General features: G+C 58.7%; 16 protein-coding genes. 13 read left to right on the top strand and 3 right to left on the bottom strand.

Features of this window, described 5'->3' with window-relative positions; translation table 11 throughout:
- Positions 1-7 precede the first annotated feature (7 nt).
- The 6 genes from ddpX to ACJ69_RS07320 are packed head-to-tail and all read left to right on the top strand — an operon-like array spanning position 8 to position 5,975.
- Positions 8-583 carry a D-alanyl-D-alanine dipeptidase gene (gene ddpX, locus ACJ69_RS07295; RefSeq protein ID WP_059346793.1) on the top strand — a complete coding sequence of 192 codons (576 nt, stop codon included), beginning with the start codon at positions 8-10 and terminating at the stop codon, positions 581-583.
- Positions 584-598: 15 nt separating this feature from the next.
- Positions 599-2,131 carry an ABC transporter substrate-binding protein gene (locus ACJ69_RS07300; protein WP_059346794.1) on the top strand — a complete coding sequence of 511 codons (1,533 nt, stop codon included), beginning with the start codon at positions 599-601 and terminating at the stop codon, positions 2,129-2,131.
- 23 nt (positions 2,132-2,154) lie between these two features.
- Entirely contained in the window at positions 2,155-3,177 is a 1,023-nt protein-coding gene (locus ACJ69_RS07305; protein WP_032656950.1) for an ABC transporter permease, read from the top strand.
- Positions 3,174-4,067, top strand: a complete 894-nt coding sequence (gene ddpC, locus ACJ69_RS07310) for a D,D-dipeptide ABC transporter permease (RefSeq protein WP_059346795.1) — start codon at positions 3,174-3,176, stop codon at positions 4,065-4,067. Before ACJ69_RS07305 ends, ddpC begins: the two co-directional genes overlap by 4 nt.
- Positions 4,067-5,053 carry an ABC transporter ATP-binding protein gene (locus ACJ69_RS07315; protein ID WP_059346796.1) on the top strand — a complete coding sequence of 329 codons (987 nt, stop codon included), beginning with the start codon at positions 4,067-4,069 and terminating at the stop codon, positions 5,051-5,053. Before ddpC ends, ACJ69_RS07315 begins: the two co-directional genes overlap by 1 nt.
- Positions 5,046-5,975, top strand: coding sequence for an oligopeptide/dipeptide ABC transporter ATP-binding protein (locus ACJ69_RS07320; protein ID WP_059346797.1), 930 nt, complete (start codon positions 5,046-5,048; stop codon positions 5,973-5,975). The genes ACJ69_RS07315 and ACJ69_RS07320 overlap by 8 nt, the downstream gene beginning before the upstream one ends.
- Here the strand turns inward: ACJ69_RS07320 and ACJ69_RS07325 are convergent.
- Positions 5,972-6,721 carry an SDR family NAD(P)-dependent oxidoreductase gene (locus tag ACJ69_RS07325; protein WP_047647659.1) on the bottom strand — a complete coding sequence of 250 codons (750 nt, stop codon included), beginning with the start codon at positions 6,719-6,721 and terminating at the stop codon, positions 5,972-5,974. The two genes, ACJ69_RS07320 and ACJ69_RS07325, sit on opposite strands and share 4 nt — an antisense overlap.
- Positions 6,722-6,854: 133 nt before the next feature.
- Between ACJ69_RS07325 and ACJ69_RS07330 the strand changes: the two genes are divergently transcribed.
- Complete coding sequence (locus ACJ69_RS07330; RefSeq protein ID WP_059346798.1) at positions 6,855-7,760, top strand: LysR family transcriptional regulator; 906 nt, start codon at positions 6,855-6,857, stop codon at positions 7,758-7,760.
- Positions 7,761-7,783: 23 nt separating this feature from the next.
- On the opposite strand, the gene ACJ69_RS07335 is transcribed toward ACJ69_RS07330, so the two are convergent.
- Positions 7,784-8,212: an OsmC family protein gene (locus ACJ69_RS07335; protein ID WP_023311893.1), complete on the bottom strand. Its 429-nt coding sequence runs from the start codon at positions 8,210-8,212 to the stop codon at positions 7,784-7,786.
- 115 nt (positions 8,213-8,327) lie between these two features.
- Between ACJ69_RS07335 and ACJ69_RS07340 the strand changes: the two genes are divergently transcribed.
- Complete coding sequence (locus ACJ69_RS07340; RefSeq protein ID WP_059346799.1) at positions 8,328-9,287, top strand: hypothetical protein; 960 nt, start codon at positions 8,328-8,330, stop codon at positions 9,285-9,287.
- Positions 9,288-9,294: 7 nt separating this feature from the next.
- On the opposite strand, the gene ACJ69_RS07345 is transcribed toward ACJ69_RS07340, so the two are convergent.
- On the bottom strand, positions 9,295-10,170 hold the full coding sequence (locus tag ACJ69_RS07345) for a LysR family transcriptional regulator (protein WP_029740896.1): 876 nt from the start codon (positions 10,168-10,170) through the stop codon (positions 9,295-9,297).
- Positions 10,171-10,280: 110 nt separating this feature from the next.
- On the opposite strand from ACJ69_RS07345, the gene ACJ69_RS07350 reads away from it, so the two are divergent.
- From ACJ69_RS07350 to ACJ69_RS07370, 5 genes are all read left to right on the top strand, one after another.
- Positions 10,281-11,132 (top strand): Vmh family MBL fold metallo-hydrolase, encoded by an 852-nt coding sequence (locus ACJ69_RS07350; protein WP_059346800.1) that lies wholly within the window; start codon positions 10,281-10,283, stop codon positions 11,130-11,132.
- Positions 11,133-11,364: 232 nt separating this feature from the next.
- The gene (gene bdm / locus ACJ69_RS07355) at positions 11,365-11,580 is read left to right on the top strand and encodes a biofilm-dependent modulation protein (protein WP_013096534.1); all 216 of its coding nucleotides are present in this window, start codon (positions 11,365-11,367) and stop codon (positions 11,578-11,580) included.
- Between the two features lie 95 nt (positions 11,581-11,675).
- Positions 11,676-11,813 (top strand): stationary-phase-induced ribosome-associated protein, encoded by a 138-nt coding sequence (gene sra / locus ACJ69_RS07360; RefSeq protein WP_008501714.1) that lies wholly within the window; start codon positions 11,676-11,678, stop codon positions 11,811-11,813.
- 176 nt (positions 11,814-11,989) lie between these two features.
- Positions 11,990-13,687, top strand: a complete 1,698-nt coding sequence (locus tag ACJ69_RS07365) for an NAD-dependent malic enzyme (RefSeq protein ID WP_029740894.1) — start codon at positions 11,990-11,992, stop codon at positions 13,685-13,687.
- Positions 13,688-14,010: 323 nt separating this feature from the next.
- Positions 14,011-15,723, top strand: coding sequence for an ABC-F family ATP-binding cassette domain-containing protein (locus ACJ69_RS07370; protein WP_059346801.1), 1,713 nt, complete (start codon positions 14,011-14,013; stop codon positions 15,721-15,723).
- Positions 15,724-15,892 lie beyond the last annotated feature (169 nt).

Here is a 15,892-nt window from a genome sequence, read left to right on the forward strand (position 1 = left end):
CGGAGCTATGCCCGAAGAGAGTGAACTGATTGATGTGGCGAAGACGTTTCCCACGCTGCATATCGATCTGAAATACGCCACCGCCGACAACATCACCGGCCGTCCGATCTATCAGGAGGCGCTGTGCCTGCTGCATAGCGACGCGGCCACCGCGCTGGCAAAAGCCATCAGCATTGCCTCCCTGGCCGGGCTGAAGCTGGTGGTCTACGACGCCTATCGACCGCAGCAGGCGCAGGCCCAGCTGTGGGATGCCTGCCCGAACCCGGAATACGTGGTCGACGTGGCGATTGGCTCCAATCACAGCCGCGGTACGGCCATCGACGTCACCCTGATGGATGAACATAACGCCGTGCTGGATATGGGTGCCGGTTTTGACGAAATGCATGACCGATCGCATCCGTATCACCCCTCCGTGCCGCCGCACGCCCAGCGCAACCGTCTGCTGCTGAACGCCATCATGTTCGGCGGTGGTTTTGTGGGTATCAGCAGCGAATGGTGGCACTTCGAACTGCCGAACGCCGCCAGCTACCCGCTGCTTGACGACCGTTTTGCCTGTTTTCCCCTGACGCACACTTCTCTTTAAACCTGGAGCACTGCCATGAAAACATCGCTTCTCTCGACGCTGATCGCCGCCACGCTGGCGCTGAGCGCACCGCAGGCGCTGGCTGCCGTCCCGAAAGACATGCTGGCGATCGGTAAAGCCGCCGACCCGCAAACGCTCGATCCTGCCATCACCATTGATAACAACGACTGGACCGTCACCTATCCGTCCTACCAGCGTCTGGTCAAGTACAAGCCAGGCTCTACCGAGGTGGAAGGCGATCTGTCGACGGGCTGGAAGGCTTCTGAGGACCAGAAGGAGTGGACTTTTACCCTGGCGGATAACGCGAAATTCTCCGACGGCACGCCGGTCACCGCCGAGGCGGTAAAGCTCTCCTTTGAGCGCCTGCTGAAGCTCGGCCAGGGGCCGTCTGAAGCTTTCCCGAAAGACCTGAAAATTGATGCCGTCGATGACCATACGGTGAAGTTCACCCTCAGCCAGCCCTTCGCGCCTTTCCTCTACACGCTGGCAAACGACGGGGCGTCCATTATTAACCCGGCGGGGCTGAAGGCCAATGCGGCGGACGATGCGCGCGGTTTTCTGGCGCAAAACACCGCCGGTTCCGGGCCGTTTATGCTGAAAAGCTGGCAGAAAGGCCAGCAGCTGATCCTGGTCCCTAACCCCCACTGGCAGGGTGAAAAGCCGCACTTTAAGCGCGTCTCGGTGAAAATTATCGGTGAGAGCGCCTCGCGCCGACTGCAGCTTTCCCGCGGCGATCTGGACATTGCCGACGCCCTGCCGGTCGATCAGCTTGCGGCCCTGAAGCAGGAAGGCAAAGTCGCCGTCGCGGAATACCCGTCCCTGCGCGTGACTTACCTCTATCTCAACAACAGCAAAGCGCCGCTCAATCAGCTGGATTTACGTCGGGCCATCTCCTGGGCGACGGATTACCAGGGGATGGTGAAAGGCATTCTGAGCGGCAACGGCAAGCAGATGCGCGGCCCGATCCCGGAAGGCATGTGGGGCTTTGACGCCACGGCAATGCAGTACAGCTTCGATGAGGCCAAAGCCAAAGCGGCGCTGGAGAAGGTCAAAGACAAACCCGCCAGCCTGACCTTCCTCTACTCGGATAACGACCCGAACTGGGAGCCTATCGCCCTCTCCACTCAGGCCAGCCTCGGCAAGATCGGCATTAGCGTCAAGCTGGAAAAACTGGCGAATGCGACCATGCGCGACCGCGTCGGAAAAGGCGATTACGACATTGCCATCGGCAACTGGAGCCCGGACTTTGCCGACCCGTACATGTTCATGAACTACTGGTTCGAATCGGACAAAAAAGGGCTGCCGGGCAACCGTTCGTTCTATGAGAACAAAGAGGTCGATTCGCTGCTGCAGGCCGCGCTGAAAACCACCGATCAGGCGGAACGCACCAAAGATTACCAGCAGGCGCAGAAGGTGGTTATCGACGAGGCGGCCTATGTTTATCTGTTCCAGAAGAACTACCAGCTGGCGATGAACAAAGAGGTCAAAGGCTTCACCTTTAATCCGATGCTCGAGCAGGTGTTCAACATCGCCACCATGAGCAAATAACGGTTGTCGCCGGGGGAAAGCGTATGACGTTCTGGAGCATAGTGCGCCAGCGCTGCTGGGGGTTAATCCTGGTGGTGGCCGGTGTCTGTATTATCACCTTTATTATTTCACACCTGATCCCCGGCGATCCGGCCCGTCTGCTGGCCGGCGATCGCGCCAGCGACGAAATTGTGCAAAACATCCGCCAGCAGCTAGGGCTGGATCGGCCGCTGTATATACAGTTTGGCCGCTACGTGGACGCGCTGGCGCACGGTGATTTAGGCACGTCCATCCGTACCGGACGTCCGGTCGCCGAAGATCTGAAGGCCTTTTTCCCAGCCACGCTGGAGCTGGCCTTTTGTTCTCTGCTGCTGGCGCTGGTCATCGGCGTGCCGCTGGGGATTTTATCGGCGGTGTACCGCAACCGCTGGCTGGATCACCTGGTGCGTTTAATGGCGATGACCGGGATCTCCACGCCGGCCTTCTGGCTCGGGCTGGGCGTTATCGTGCTGTTCTACGGGCACCTGCAGATTCTGCCGGGCGGCGGCAGGCTGGACGACTGGCTCGATCCGCCGACGCACGTCACCGGGTTTTATCTGCTGGACGCGCTGCTGGAAGGCAACGGTGAGGTGTTCTTCAACGCGCTTCAGCACCTGATTTTACCCTCGCTGACGCTGGCGTTTGTTCACCTGGGGATTGTGGCGCGCCAGGTCCGCTCGGCGATGCTGGAGCAGCTTAGCGAAGACTACATCCGCACCGCGCGCGCCAGCGGCCTGCCCGGCTGGTACATCGTCCTGCGCTACGCCCTGCCCAATGCGATGATCCCGTCCATCACCGTGCTCGGGCTGGCGCTGGGCGATCTGCTTTACGGCGCCGTGCTGACCGAAACCGTCTTTGCCTGGCCGGGCATGGGCGCCTGGGTGGTGACGTCCATTCAGGCGCTCGATTTCCCTGCCGTGATGGGCTTTGCCGTCGTCGTTTCGCTGGCCTACGTGCTGGTTAATCTGGTGGTCGATCTGCTTTACCTGTGGATTGACCCGCGAATCGGGCGCGGAGGTGCCGAATGATGTTAACGCAGGAAACGCCCGTCCCGGTTAAAACCGCCGGACAACGCATCAACTGGGCAAAGCTGTTCTGGATGCTGCGTCAAAGCCCGCTCACGATCGTTGGCGGCGTCATTATGATTGCGATGCTCTTTCTGATGGTGGCCTCACCGTGGATTGTGCCGCATGACCCGAACGCGCTGGATCTGACCGCACGCCTGCAGGCGCCTTCTGGGCAACACTGGTTTGGTACCGATGAGGTGGGACGCGACCTGTTCAGCCGCGTGCTGACGGGCAGCCAGCAGTCGATTACCGCCGGGCTGGCGGTCGTGGCGATTGCGGGCGGCATCGGCTCGCTGCTGGGCTGTTTTTCCGGCGTACTGGGCGGGCGCGGCGACGCTATCATCATGCGGGTGATGGACATTATGCTCTCCATTCCCTCCCTGGTGCTGACCATGGCGCTGGCCGCCGCGCTCGGTCCGAGCCTGTTTAACGCCATGCTGGCGATTGCGATTGTCCGCATCCCGTTTTACGTCCGCCTGGCGCGCGGGCAAACCCTGGTGGTGCGCCAGTTTACCTACGTTCAGGCCGCCCGCACGTTTGGCGCGTCCCGCTGGCATTTGATCCGCTGGCATATCCTGCGCAACGCCCTGCCGCCGCTGATTGTGCAGGCTTCGCTGGATATCGGCAGCGCTATTCTGATGGCCGCCACGCTGGGGTATATTGGCCTGGGCGCGCAGCAGCCCACCGCCGAATGGGGCGCGATGGTGGCCGTTGGCCGTAACTACGTCCTGGACCAGTGGTGGTACTGCGCCTTTCCCGGTGCGGCGATTTTGATTACCGCCGTGGGCTTTAACCTGTTTGGCGACGGTATCCGCGATCTGCTGGATCCGAAGTCGGGAGGAAAACAGTAATGACCGAACCGGTATTATGTATTGAGGACCTGCACCTGAGCTTCCCGATTTTTCGCGGTGAGGTCCACGCGCTGAACCACGTCTCGCTGGAGATCGGCAGGGGAGAAATCGTCGGCGTCGTGGGCGAGTCGGGATCGGGTAAATCCGTGACCGCCATGCTCGCCATGCGGCTGCTGCCGGAAGGGAGTTACCGCATTCATCATGGTCAGGTGAAGTTACTCGGCGAAAACGTCCTGACGGCGTCCGAGAAGCAGCTTCGCCAGTGGCGCGGTGCCCGAGTGGCGATGATTTTTCAGGAGCCGATGACAGCCCTCAACCCGACGCGGCGGATTGGCAAACAGATGGTGGAGGTGATCCGCCAGCATCAGCCGCTTTCGCGGCGCGAGGCGCAGCAGAAGGCGATTACCCTGCTGGAAGAGATGCAAATCCCGGACGCGAAGCAGGTCATGGAGCGTTATCCGTTTGAACTCTCCGGCGGCATGCGCCAGCGGGTGATGATCGCCCTTGCCTTCTCCTGTGAGCCGGAGCTGATCGTCGCCGACGAACCGACCACCGCGCTGGACGTTACCGTCCAGCTGCAGGTGCTGCGCCTGCTGAAGCATAAGGCGCGGGCCAGCGGGACCTCGGTGCTGTTTATCAGCCATGATATGGCCGTGGTGTCGCAGCTCTGCGACAGAACGTACGTGATGTATGCGGGCAGCGTGATTGAGAGCGGCGCCACGCAAACGCTGATAGACCGCCCTGTACACCCCTATTCCATCGGCCTGCTGCAGTGCGCCCCGGAAAACGGCCAGCCGCGCGACCTGCTTCCCGCCATCCCCGGCACGGTGCCCAACCTCAGCCAGCTTCCGCAGGGTTGCGCTTTTCGCGAGCGCTGCTTTGCCGCCGGAGCGAAATGCAGCGAAACGCCGCGCTTACAGCCCAATGGCGCAGAAGGCCAACAGGCTGCCTGCTGGTATCCACAACGGGAGAAACACCATGTCTGATGTACTGCTGGAACTGGATAGCGTGCACGTGAACTTTGCGGCGCGCAAAAACTGGCTGGGGCGCGTAACGGAACAGGTCCATGCCCTCAACGGGCTCGATCTTCAGATCCGTCGGGGGGAAACGCTGGGTATTGTCGGGGAATCCGGCTGCGGGAAAAGCACGCTGGCCCAGCTGCTGATGGGCATGCTTAAGCCCAGCATCGGCGCGTGCCAGCGGGCGCACCACGCGGGCGGCATGCAGATGGTGTTTCAGGATCCGCTCTCGTCGCTCGACCCGCGATTGCCGGTCTGGCGAATCATCACCGAGCCGGTGTGGGTGCAAAAACGCAGCAGCGAGCGCGAACGCCGTCAGCTGGCGGAGGATCTTGCGCTGCAGGTGGGCATCCGCCCGGAATACCTCGACAGGCTTCCGCACGCCTTCTCCGGCGGGCAGCGCCAGCGCATCGCCATTGCCCGTGCGCTCTCGTCCGACCCCGATATTATCGTACTTGATGAACCTACCAGCGCGCTGGATATCTCCGTGCAGGCGCAAATCCTCAACCTGCTGGTGACGCTGCAACAGCAGCGTAATCTGACCTATGTGTTAATTTCGCATAACGTATCGGTGGTCAGACACATGAGCGACCGGGTGGCGGTGATGTACCTCGGGCAGATTGTGGAGCTGGGCAGCGCCGCGCAGGTGCTTGGCGAGCCGCGCCATCCCTATACCCGTCTGCTGCTCGACTCGGTTCCCCGCACCGGTGAACCGCTGGATGAAAATCTGGCGTTACGCAAAACGGAGCTTCCCGGCAACCGTCATCTGCCCGAAGGCTGTTTTTTCCGCGACCGTTGTCCGATGGCAACGCAGGGGTGTGAGCGTCCCCAGCCGTTACAGCCCTCACGCGAGGGCCGTAACGTCCGCTGCTGGCGCAGTCTGGATTAGATTTGGGCCATCCCGCCGTCCACAAACAGCTCGATGGCGTTAATAAAGCTGGCCGCGTCGGAGGCCAGAAACGCCACCGCTTTACCCACCTCGCCCGGCGCGCCTAAACGCCCCAGCGGTACCTGCGCCGCCAGCGCGTCGTACAGCCCCTGACGGTGTTCTTCCGGCACCAGATCGCCAAGCCCAGGCGTTTTGATCGGGCCCGGGCTCACCACGTTGACGCGGATCCCGCGGCCCTGCAAATCCAGCGCCCAGGAGCGGGCAAAGTTGCGCACTGCGGCCTTGCTGGCGCTGTAGACGCTGAAGTTGGCCGTCCCTTTAATGGACACCGTCGAGCCGGTAAGAATAATCGACGATCCGGCGGAGAGCAGCGGCAGCGCCTTCTGCACCGTAAACAGCACCCCGCGAACGTTAGTGCCGAAAATCCGGTCAAACTGCTCTTCGGTGATCGCGCCCAGCGGCAGCATATCGCCGCCACCGGCATTGGCGAACAGGATATCAAGACGGCCTTCATCTTTTGCTATCCGGGCATAAACCTCATCCAGATCGGCAAGCTTTGAGACATCCGCGCGAATGCCCACTGCGTCAGAAGCAATCTCTGCTACCGCGGCGTCTAGTTCGGCCTGACGACGACCGGTGATGTACACCTTCGCGCCCTGCGCCGCCAGCTCCTGCGCCGTGGCAAGACCAATACCGGTGCTGCCGCCGGTGACCAGTGCGATTTTTCCTGAGAGAGTCGTGTTCATGTCATTTACCTTTTGTTGGGTTTGCGGTGCGCGCTTTCGCTCGCGTTGAACAAACTTTAGCCCTTGCGGCATTAGTGAAAAACAGGCAAAAATGAAAATGACTATTCATACACAGAAATAATCAGAGGTCATCATGGACCAGCTCATGGCGATGCGCGCCTTTACGCGGGTCGTGGAGTCAGGCAGTTTTACCCGCGCGGCGGACTCGCTGAATATGCCGATCGCCACGCTGAGCAAGCTGGTCAAATCGCTTGAGGCGCACCTGGAGATACGCCTTCTGCACCGCACCACTCGCCGGGTGGTCGCGACGCCTGAAGGGATGGAATACTATGAAAAAGCGCTCAGGGTGCTGATTGATATCGAAGATATCGACACCTCGTTTCGCGTTTCCCGCGCGACGCCAAAAGGGCATTTGCGGGTTGACGTGGGCGGCTCCACCGCCCGGGACGTGCTCATCCCCCTGCTTCCGGAATTCATGCTGCGCTACCCGGATATCCGCATCGACCTTGGCGTGGCCGACCGGCCGGTCGATCTCATCAGCGGTAACGTAGACTGCGTGATCCGCGGCGGTCCGCTGGACGACTCGACCCTCATCGCCCGTCATCTCGGTAACGCCGAGATGGTCACCTGCGCGACGCCGGGTTACCTGAAAAATCACGGCGTCCCGGCCTATCCGCAGGAGCTGTGCAACGGCCACAAGCTGATTAGCTATCTCTCGCCCGTCACCGGACGGCCGTTTCCGTTTCGCTTCCGGCTGAACGGCGAGGCGCTGGAGATCAACATTCCGCACTATCTCGGCGTCAATGAAAGTAATGCCCATCTGGCGGCTGCCGCGGCGGGGCTGGGGATCGTTCAAACGTTTGAGTATTCGGCAAAGGCGTATTTGCATGCGGGGGCGCTGACGGCGATTCTGGGCGACTGGCGTCCTGCCGCGTATCCGTTCCATGTGGTTTACCCGCAGAACCGACATTTAACGCACCGTCTTAAGGTATTTATTGCCTGGCTGGCGGAGGTGTTCCCCGCCGCGCTGAAGGGATAGCCGGGCGCGAACCCGGCTGCGGCTTAGTTGAGCTTATAGTCCAGAGTAATCTCGGCCTTCAGGAGCTGCGAAACCGGGCAGCCCGCTTTTGCTTTCTGAATAATGCCGTCGAACTGCTGCGGGGCAATGCCTGGAACGGTCACCTTACTTTTCAGGGCAACCTTAGTGATGGCAAAGCCGCCGTCGGTTTTATCCAGAGAGACATCCGCGGTGGTATCAATGGAATCGGCAGTATAGCCCGCTTCCCCGAGCATCAGCGACAGCGCCATTGAGAAGCAGGCCGCATGTGCCGCGCCAATCAGCTCTTCGGGGTTGGTCCCCTTTTCACCCTCAAAGCGGGTATTGAAACCATAAGGCTGTTGATTGAGAACGCCGCTCTCGGTGGAAACCGTTCCTTTTCCGCGCTTAATGTCGCCAGACCAGTGTGCCGAACCGTGCTTATGAATAGTCATTCTTGCTCTCCTTTTGGCTTACAAAGGGTTAAGTATAGACTACGCATCTGCCCCACCCTGGAACACAGACAATTCCAGGACTTTCACCTGCTGTACCAACAAAAAGGATAATGATATGGCGCTAAAAATCAGGATGGCCGTTGCCGTAACCACGCTGGCTCTGTCGCTGACTTCACTGGCAAAAACGCCGGAAAACTTTATCTATACCAGCTCGGGCGATCTCGACGCGGCGTTTCCGCTTGTTGCGCGAAGCGATATCGGCGGCGTGCAGATCGTTTACAACTGGCGCCTGCTGGAACCCGAGAAGGACAGCTATGACTTCTCGCGGATTGAACAGGATCTGGCGCGCGTTAAGGCCGCCCGAAAAAAGCTCTTTATTCAAATCCAGGATCGTTTCTTTGAGCCGGACGCCCGCTACGTGCCGGACTATCTGATGCACGATAAGCGATACGGTGGCGGGATTGCGCTGCAGTTCGATAACCCCGGCGAAGGCAAGCCCGTCGGTTCAGGATGGGTGGCGCGTCAGTGGGATCCCGCCGTGCGCGAGCGCTATCAGGCGCTGCTGGCCGCCCTCGCGAAACGCTTTGATGGCGAGGTGTACGGGGTAAACCTGCCCGAAACCGCCATTGATATCGACGAAAAAAATCCGCCCGCCGGATTTACCTGCGACAGCTATTTTGCGGGTGAAATGGAAAACCTGACCTTTGCGCGAAAGGCTTTTCAGAAATCACACGTTGTGCAGTACGTGAACTTCTGGCCGTGCGAATGGGATAATGACCACAACTACATGGGGCGTCTGTTTGCGTATGCCAGCGCCAACAACGTCGGTCTGGGCGGGCCGGACATTGTTCCCAACCGCAAGGCGCACATGAAGAATGCCTATCCCTTCTTCCATAAAAATAAACAGACGCTGCCGCTCATCGCCATGGCGGTTCAGGAACCGACCCTGACCTATAAGGATCCTCAGACCGGAAAACCGTTCACTAAAGCGGAATTTGTCCGCTTTGGTGAAAGTTATCTCGGTGCCGATATTATTTTCTGGAGCACGGCGTCACCCTGGCTAAAGGCGAAGTAATCCCTTCTTATGCCAGGTAGCGCGACAGTTCGTCAAGAAACACGCGCAGCGCGGCAGGCTGGTATTCCCGGGACTGATAAATGCCATGGATGGCAAGCGGTTTCGGCTCAAGCGCCTCCAGCACCGGCACCAGTAATCCCTGTTCCAGAGCGGCAGACGCTTCGCGCTCCGGCAGCATGGCGATACCGCAGTGCTTAATCGCCGCGTCCATCAGCAGCGAAGAGATGCTGGCGCTCAGGTTGCCGCTGACGGCCACGCTCAGGCTTTCCCCTTCCGGCGTCAGAAAGTGCCAGGACTGCCCGGCGAAAAAGCTGTAGTGCAGGCAGTTGTGCTGCGCTAATTCTTCGGGGCTGACGGGGGTACCGTGCTGTGCCAGATACGCCGGCGAGGCGCAGAGCACCGAGCGACATTCCCCCAGCCGGCGGGCAATCATGCCGGGTTCGGGGTTGTCGGTAATGCGCACGGCGACGTCAATGCGCTCTCCCACCAGGCTGACCGGGTGGTTATTCACGTCCAGCTCGATGCGCAGCTGCGGGTAACGCGAGAGCAGGCCGGGCAGGACCGGTGCAATCAGGTGCATGGCGGTAAAATGAGCGCAGGCCACCCGCAGCGTGCCGGACGGCAGATCTTTCTCCGACTGGCCCTCGATTTCCTGCGAAATCTGCGAGAGCGTCCGCGTTTTTTGCAGCACCTTTTCCCCTGCTGCGGTCAGCGTCAGCTTGCGCGTGGAGCGGTTTACCAGCCGCGTTCCCGCCCACTTCTCCATTTGTTCAAGGTAGCGGCTCACCATCGGTCGGGAAATGCCCAACGCGCGGGCCGCCGCGCTCAAACTGCCCAGTTCGCATATCCGGTTGTAGACCTGAGCGGCGATAACGCGATCCATATAAGCTCCATTTGCTCGATTTATGAAACTAAGCATGTCTTGTTTCAGGAATTCTGGCAAATGCGAATATCCGTACAATAGACACATTCCTGAACAACAGAGACAACAGCATGAAACTCACTCACCTTGCCCTCCTTTCCACCCTTTTCACTCCGGCGGTTTTTGCCGCGCCGTTGACCATCGATACCTATAACCCGCAGGAAAAAGGCATTTTCCCGGTCTCCTCTACGCTGGTTTCCGGCCCGAAGGAAGCTGTGCTGTTTGACGCGCAGTTCAGCGTGAAGGATGGCGAAGCGCTGGTAGAAAAAATCCGCCGCAGCGGTAAAACCCTGAATAAGATTGTGATCACCTCCGGCGATCCGGATTTCTATTTTGGCCTGCAGCCGCTGGTCAAAGCCTTCCCGAATGCCAAAGTGGTGGCCACGCAGCATGTGGTTGACCATATTAAAGCCACCAAAGACGCCAAGCTCGCCTTCTGGGGCCCGCAGATGAAGGACGGCGCGCCAACGGAGCTGGTCGTCCCGCAGGTACTTGCCTCCACCACGTTCATGGTTGACGGGGAAAAGGTCGACATCGAACAGCCAGACAGCTATGCGGCCTATGTGTGGATCCCGTCAGCAAAAACGATCCTCGGCGGCACCGGGGTAGCCTGGGGTATTCACGTCTGGACGGCAGACACCCAGACGCCGGAAAGCCGCAAGCAGTGGCAGGAAACGCTGGAGAAGATGGCCGCGCACAAACCAGAACGTGTGATCCCGGGCCACTATCTGGGCACCCCACCAGCGGGTACTGGCGCGATTGATTTTACCCGCGACTATCTGCAGCGCTTTGAAAAGGCTTTAGCCGCGCATAAAGATTCCGCAGGCGTCATCGGCACCCTGAAAAAACAGTATCCAGGCCTGGCTGACGAAAGCTCGCTGGAATTAAGCGCCAAAGTGAACACTGGCGAAATGAAGTGGTAATTTAAAAACGGCTCCTGCTATATTTCCGCGATAGCAGGAGCCCCGCCAAAATATCCCCGCCGTTCCCCGTCGATATAGCCACACTTTTTAAAAGCGCATAAAAGCATGCACTTAGGTTATTTTTATTTCTAAGATGAATCTGAACCACAACCGGGAAAATATTTGCCATTCTGTTTATTAATTAAATTTTTTGCGAGCCGTACCATTAAACAGACAACGACACGGAGGCAGCATGTTTACTTATTACCCGGCTAATACTGCAGCAGCACAACCTGAACTCGTTAACGCGATTGCGCAGGGTCTTCACGCCGAGCACGGTGCTGTGACTGAAGATGACATTTTGATGGAACTGACCAAATGGGTGGAATCCACGGATAATGACATCCTCAGTGACATCTACCAGCAGACTATTAACTACGTCGTCAGCGGGCAAAACGCACCCTTGTAAAAACCTGCTAAGCTGGATCTGCAACCTAAGGGGTTACATTTCGTTTGCGTAAGCAAACTGGTCCTTAAAACTATCAACAGGATTGAGGAGTTAACATGAAATCGAACCGTCAGGCACGCCATATTCTGGGACTGAACTACAAGCTTTCAAATCAGCGTAAGGTGGTGATTGAAGGCGACCACGAAACGCAGGTCACGCACGCCACCGGCAGAAAACGCCACGCAGGCAAGTAAGTTCCAGACTGAGATCCAGAACACCATCGGTAATCCCGGTGGTGTTTTTGTTTATGTGTTGCGGTAATTAATATTTAGCTCCTTTATAATACCGCCTGACCGCACCCCATCGCACAGGCCAGAAAGATGACAAACAGCAGTGTCAGGGACGGATCTTCATAAAAAGAGTGAGTGACATGGACAACAAACTGAAAAAACATCGTTCATTATACATCCCATACGCTGGACCGGTTTTACTCGAATTCCCCCTGCTCAACAAAGGCAGCGCCTTCAGCATGGAAGAGCGCAGCAGCTTTAACCTGCTGGGTTTACTGCCCGAAGTGGTTGAAACCATTGAAGAACAGGCGGAGCGCGCGTGGATCCAGTATCAGGGTTTCAAAACCGAAATCGACAAGCACATTTACCTGCGCAACATTCAGGACACCAATGAAACCCTCTTCTACCGCCTGGTGCAAAACCATCTCGAAGAGATGATGCCGGTGATCTACACCCCGACGGTGGGTGCGGCCTGCGAGCGTTTCTCAGAGATCTACCGTCGTTCACGCGGGGTATTCATCTCCTATCAGAACCGTCACAACATGGACGATATTCTGCAGAACGTGCCGAACCACAATATCAAAGTGATTGTGGTGACCGACGGCGAACGTATTCTCGGCCTCGGCGACCAGGGCATTGGCGGGATGGGGATCCCAATCGGTAAACTCTCTCTTTACACCGCCTGCGGCGGCATCAGCCCGGCGTATACCCTGCCGGTGGTGCTGGACGTCGGGACCAACAACCAGCAGTTGCTCAACGATCCGCTCTATATGGGCTGGCGCCATCCGCGCATCACCGACGACGAGTACTATCAGTTTGTCGACGACTTCATCCAGGCGGTGAAGCACCGCTGGCCGGACGTTCTGCTGCAGTTTGAAGACTTTGCGCAGAAAAACGCGATGCCGCTGTTGAACCGCTATCGCGATGAGATCTGCTCCTTTAACGACGATATCCAGGGCACCGCAGCCGTGACCGTAGGTACGCTTATCGCCGCCAGCCGCGCAGCCGGCAGCCAGCTGAGCTACCAGAAAATCGTCTTCCTGGGCGCAGGCTCTGCGGGCTGTGGTATCGCCGAGCAGATTATTGCCCAGACGCAGCGTGAAGGCTTAAGCGAAGAGCTGGCCCGCTCCCGCGTCTTTATGGTTGACCGTTTCGGCCTGCTGACCGACGGTATGCCGAACCTGCTGCCGTTCCAGACCAAGCTGGTGCAGAAGCGCGATAACCTGAAAAACTGGGATACCGACAACGAAGTCCTTTCCCTGCTGGACGTGGTGCGCAACGTGAAGCCGGATATTCTGATCGGCGTTTCCGGGCAAACCGGCCTCTTCACCGAAGAGATCATTCGCGAGATGCACAAGCACTGCGAACGCCCTATCGTGATGCCGCTTTCCAACCCGACCTCCCGCGTGGAAGCGACGCCGCAGGACATCATCGCCTGGACCGAAGGTAACGCGCTGGTCGCGACCGGCAGCCCGTTCGACCCGGTGGTGTGGAAGGATAAAACCTATCCGATCGCCCAGTGCAACAACTCTTACATCTTCCCGGGCATTGGTCTGGGCGTGATCGCGTCCGGCGCGTCCCGCATTACCGATGAGATGCTGATGTCGGCGAGCGAAACCCTCGCGGGCTACTCGCCGCTGGTCAACAACGGTGAAGGGCTGGTGCTGCCGGAGCTGAAAGACATTCACAAGGTGTCGCGCGCCATCGCGTTTGCGGTAGGTAAAATGGCTCAGCAGCAGGGCGTGGCGGTGAAAACCTCTGCCGACGCGCTGCAGCAGGCCATCGACGACAACTTCTGGAAGCCTGAATACCGCAGCTATCGCCGTACCTCGATTTAATCCGCTCCGACCGGTCCCTCTCCCAAAGGGAGAGGGAATTAGATTCGCCCCCCTAGCCAAACCCCTTTTCCCCCGCTACACTCCCTTCATCCATTAACCTACTGAATATATAAGGAGGCCAATTATGCTGTATCGTGAAATTTTCAATGTTTCACATACATTTGGTGATCGCACCAGCTCAAGCGTTATCGGTATCGTGCTGCGATAACTTCTGCTTGAGCGAAGACACCAACCCCTGAAATCCCTTCTCTCGGGCTTACTGAGTTATCGTCAGCGATGTTTGACGAGGCATAAACATGCCTGTAACTCTTGGGTAAGCAACAATGAGCACTTTACTCACTGCACAATCTTTACGCGTTGATACGGCGTTTGGCACGCTCTTCGACTCGCTCTCCATTACGCTGAAAAAAGGCGACCGCATTGGCCTGCTGGGCGACAACGGCTGCGGCAAAAGCACGCTGCTGAAGGTGCTGGACGGCACTGACTCCCCCGCCGCCGGAACGGTAGCGCTGGCCGGACACTGCCTGATGGCGCGCGTGGAGCAACATCTCCCGGACGCCATTTTCCCGCTGACCATGCTGGATGCCGTACTCGCACGGCTGCCTTTAGCCGAGCGCGATAGCCTGCGCTGGAAAGCCGAAACGCTGCTGGCGAGCATGGGCTTCACGCCGCAGGATATGGCGCTGCAATCCGCCACGCTGAGCGGCGGACAGCACACCCGCCTGCTGCTGGCGCGGGCGCTGATTCACGACCCGGATCTGCTCCTGCTCGATGAACCCAGCAACCACCTGGACCTGCCGACCATGCTCTGGCTGGAACACTTTCTGCAGAACTGGTCAGGCAGCTTCGTGCTGGTCTCCCATGACAGACAGCTGCTGGATGCCGTCACCAACGGCAGCTGGATCCTGCGCGATAAAACGCTGCACTACTTCGCCCTTCCCTGCACGGCCGCCCGCAAGGCGCTTGAAGCAAAGGATGAAAGCGACGCGCAGCGCCACAAGGCGGAGCAAAAGGAGATCGACCGCGTGACCGCCAGCGCGAAGCGGCTGGCGACCTGGGGCAAGGTTTACGACAACGAAGACCTGGCCCGCAAAGCCAAACAGATGGAAAAACAGGTCGAACGGCTGAAGGATAGCCAGACGGCGCTCACGGCAGGCAGCCAGTGGACGTTAACCCTGCGCGGCGACGCGCTGCGGGCAGACCGTCTGCTGGAGATGGAAAACCTCAGCGTCCCGCCTGCGCCCGGGCTACCGCCGCTGTTTAACATCGAAACGGCGCGGCTAAAAAGCGGCGATCGCGTGGCGATTGTCGGTCGTAACGGCTGCGGCAAATCGTCGCTGATGAGGCTTATCTGGCAACAGTTTGCCGATGAGCCCGCAGACAGCGGGTTGAAAATCCATCCGCGCGTGTCGCCAGGCTATTACGACCAGACGCTTCACCAGCTTGCGGACAACGCCACGCTGCTCGACGCGCTGGAGCCTTTCGCGCCGGATCCGCAGAACCGCAAAATGGCGCTGATAAGCGCGGGTTTCCCGTGGGCGCGTCACGGGCAAACGGTCAGCACTCTCAGCGGTGGCGAACGCTCGCGCCTGCTGTTCGTTGGCCTGACGCTTGCCCGCTATAGCCTGCTGATGCTGGATGAGCCGACCAACCACCTCGACATGGAAGGCAAAGAGGCGCTGGCGCAAACCCTCCAGCAGTTCGAAGGCGGCGTTCTGCTGGTCAGCCATGACCGTCAGCTAATTAGTCAAAGCTGCAACCGTTTCTGGCTGATTGAAGAGGGAAAGCTGAGCGAGTGGCACGATGCAGAAGCGGTGTTTGAGCGCCTGCGTGAAAGCGCGGGGCTGGTGACCACCGCCGCGCCCGTCATCGACGCTGCGACGGTTCAACCCTCGCCGTATGACGATCTGCTCGAACGGCTGGTCGCGCTGGAAACGCTGCTGGAAGACGATCTGGCGCGTAAGGCGAAGCATCAAAAGCCGCAGCTGCAGGCGCAATGGCGTAAAGAGATAGAGGAGATAGAGGCACAGCTGTAAGTCTGCGCCCGGCGAGTCTCTCTCGTCGGGCCAGTATTTTCCCCCTAAATTATTAGAGGAACGCCGTATTCTTATTCTGAAATCGGATTAAATGATGACATTATGTTGCCATTGCCTTGCATTACAGCCCCAAAGCACTAATCCTTGAGGAGTATTACACCTGCTATGC

The sequence above is a fragment of the Enterobacter asburiae genome, assembly GCF_001521715.1.
GTDB lineage: Bacteria > Pseudomonadota > Gammaproteobacteria > Enterobacterales > Enterobacteriaceae > Enterobacter > Enterobacter asburiae.

Coding starts and splice junctions, on each gene's coding strand:
- ddpX (WP_059346793.1), top strand. CDS start 8: ATGCCCGAAGAGAGTGAACTGATTGATGTGGCGAAGACGTTTCCCACG.
- ACJ69_RS07300 (WP_059346794.1), top strand. CDS start 599: ATGAAAACATCGCTTCTCTCGACGCTGATCGCCGCCACGCTGGCGCTG.
- ACJ69_RS07305 (WP_032656950.1), top strand. CDS start 2,155: ATGACGTTCTGGAGCATAGTGCGCCAGCGCTGCTGGGGGTTAATCCTG.
- ddpC (WP_059346795.1), top strand. CDS start 3,174: ATGATGTTAACGCAGGAAACGCCCGTCCCGGTTAAAACCGCCGGACAA.
- ACJ69_RS07315 (WP_059346796.1), top strand. CDS start 4,067: ATGACCGAACCGGTATTATGTATTGAGGACCTGCACCTGAGCTTCCCG.
- ACJ69_RS07320 (WP_059346797.1), top strand. CDS start 5,046: ATGTCTGATGTACTGCTGGAACTGGATAGCGTGCACGTGAACTTTGCG.
- ACJ69_RS07325 (WP_047647659.1), bottom strand. CDS start 6,721: ATGAACACGACTCTCTCAGGAAAAATCGCACTGGTCACCGGCGGCAGC.
- ACJ69_RS07330 (WP_059346798.1), top strand. CDS start 6,855: ATGGACCAGCTCATGGCGATGCGCGCCTTTACGCGGGTCGTGGAGTCA.
- ACJ69_RS07335 (WP_023311893.1), bottom strand. CDS start 8,212: ATGACTATTCATAAGCACGGTTCGGCACACTGGTCTGGCGACATTAAG.
- ACJ69_RS07340 (WP_059346799.1), top strand. CDS start 8,328: ATGGCGCTAAAAATCAGGATGGCCGTTGCCGTAACCACGCTGGCTCTG.
- ACJ69_RS07345 (WP_029740896.1), bottom strand. CDS start 10,170: ATGGATCGCGTTATCGCCGCTCAGGTCTACAACCGGATATGCGAACTG.
- ACJ69_RS07350 (WP_059346800.1), top strand. CDS start 10,281: ATGAAACTCACTCACCTTGCCCTCCTTTCCACCCTTTTCACTCCGGCG.
- bdm (WP_013096534.1), top strand. CDS start 11,365: ATGTTTACTTATTACCCGGCTAATACTGCAGCAGCACAACCTGAACTC.
- sra (WP_008501714.1), top strand. CDS start 11,676: ATGAAATCGAACCGTCAGGCACGCCATATTCTGGGACTGAACTACAAG.
- ACJ69_RS07365 (WP_029740894.1), top strand. CDS start 11,990: ATGGACAACAAACTGAAAAAACATCGTTCATTATACATCCCATACGCT.
- ACJ69_RS07370 (WP_059346801.1), top strand. CDS start 14,011: ATGAGCACTTTACTCACTGCACAATCTTTACGCGTTGATACGGCGTTT.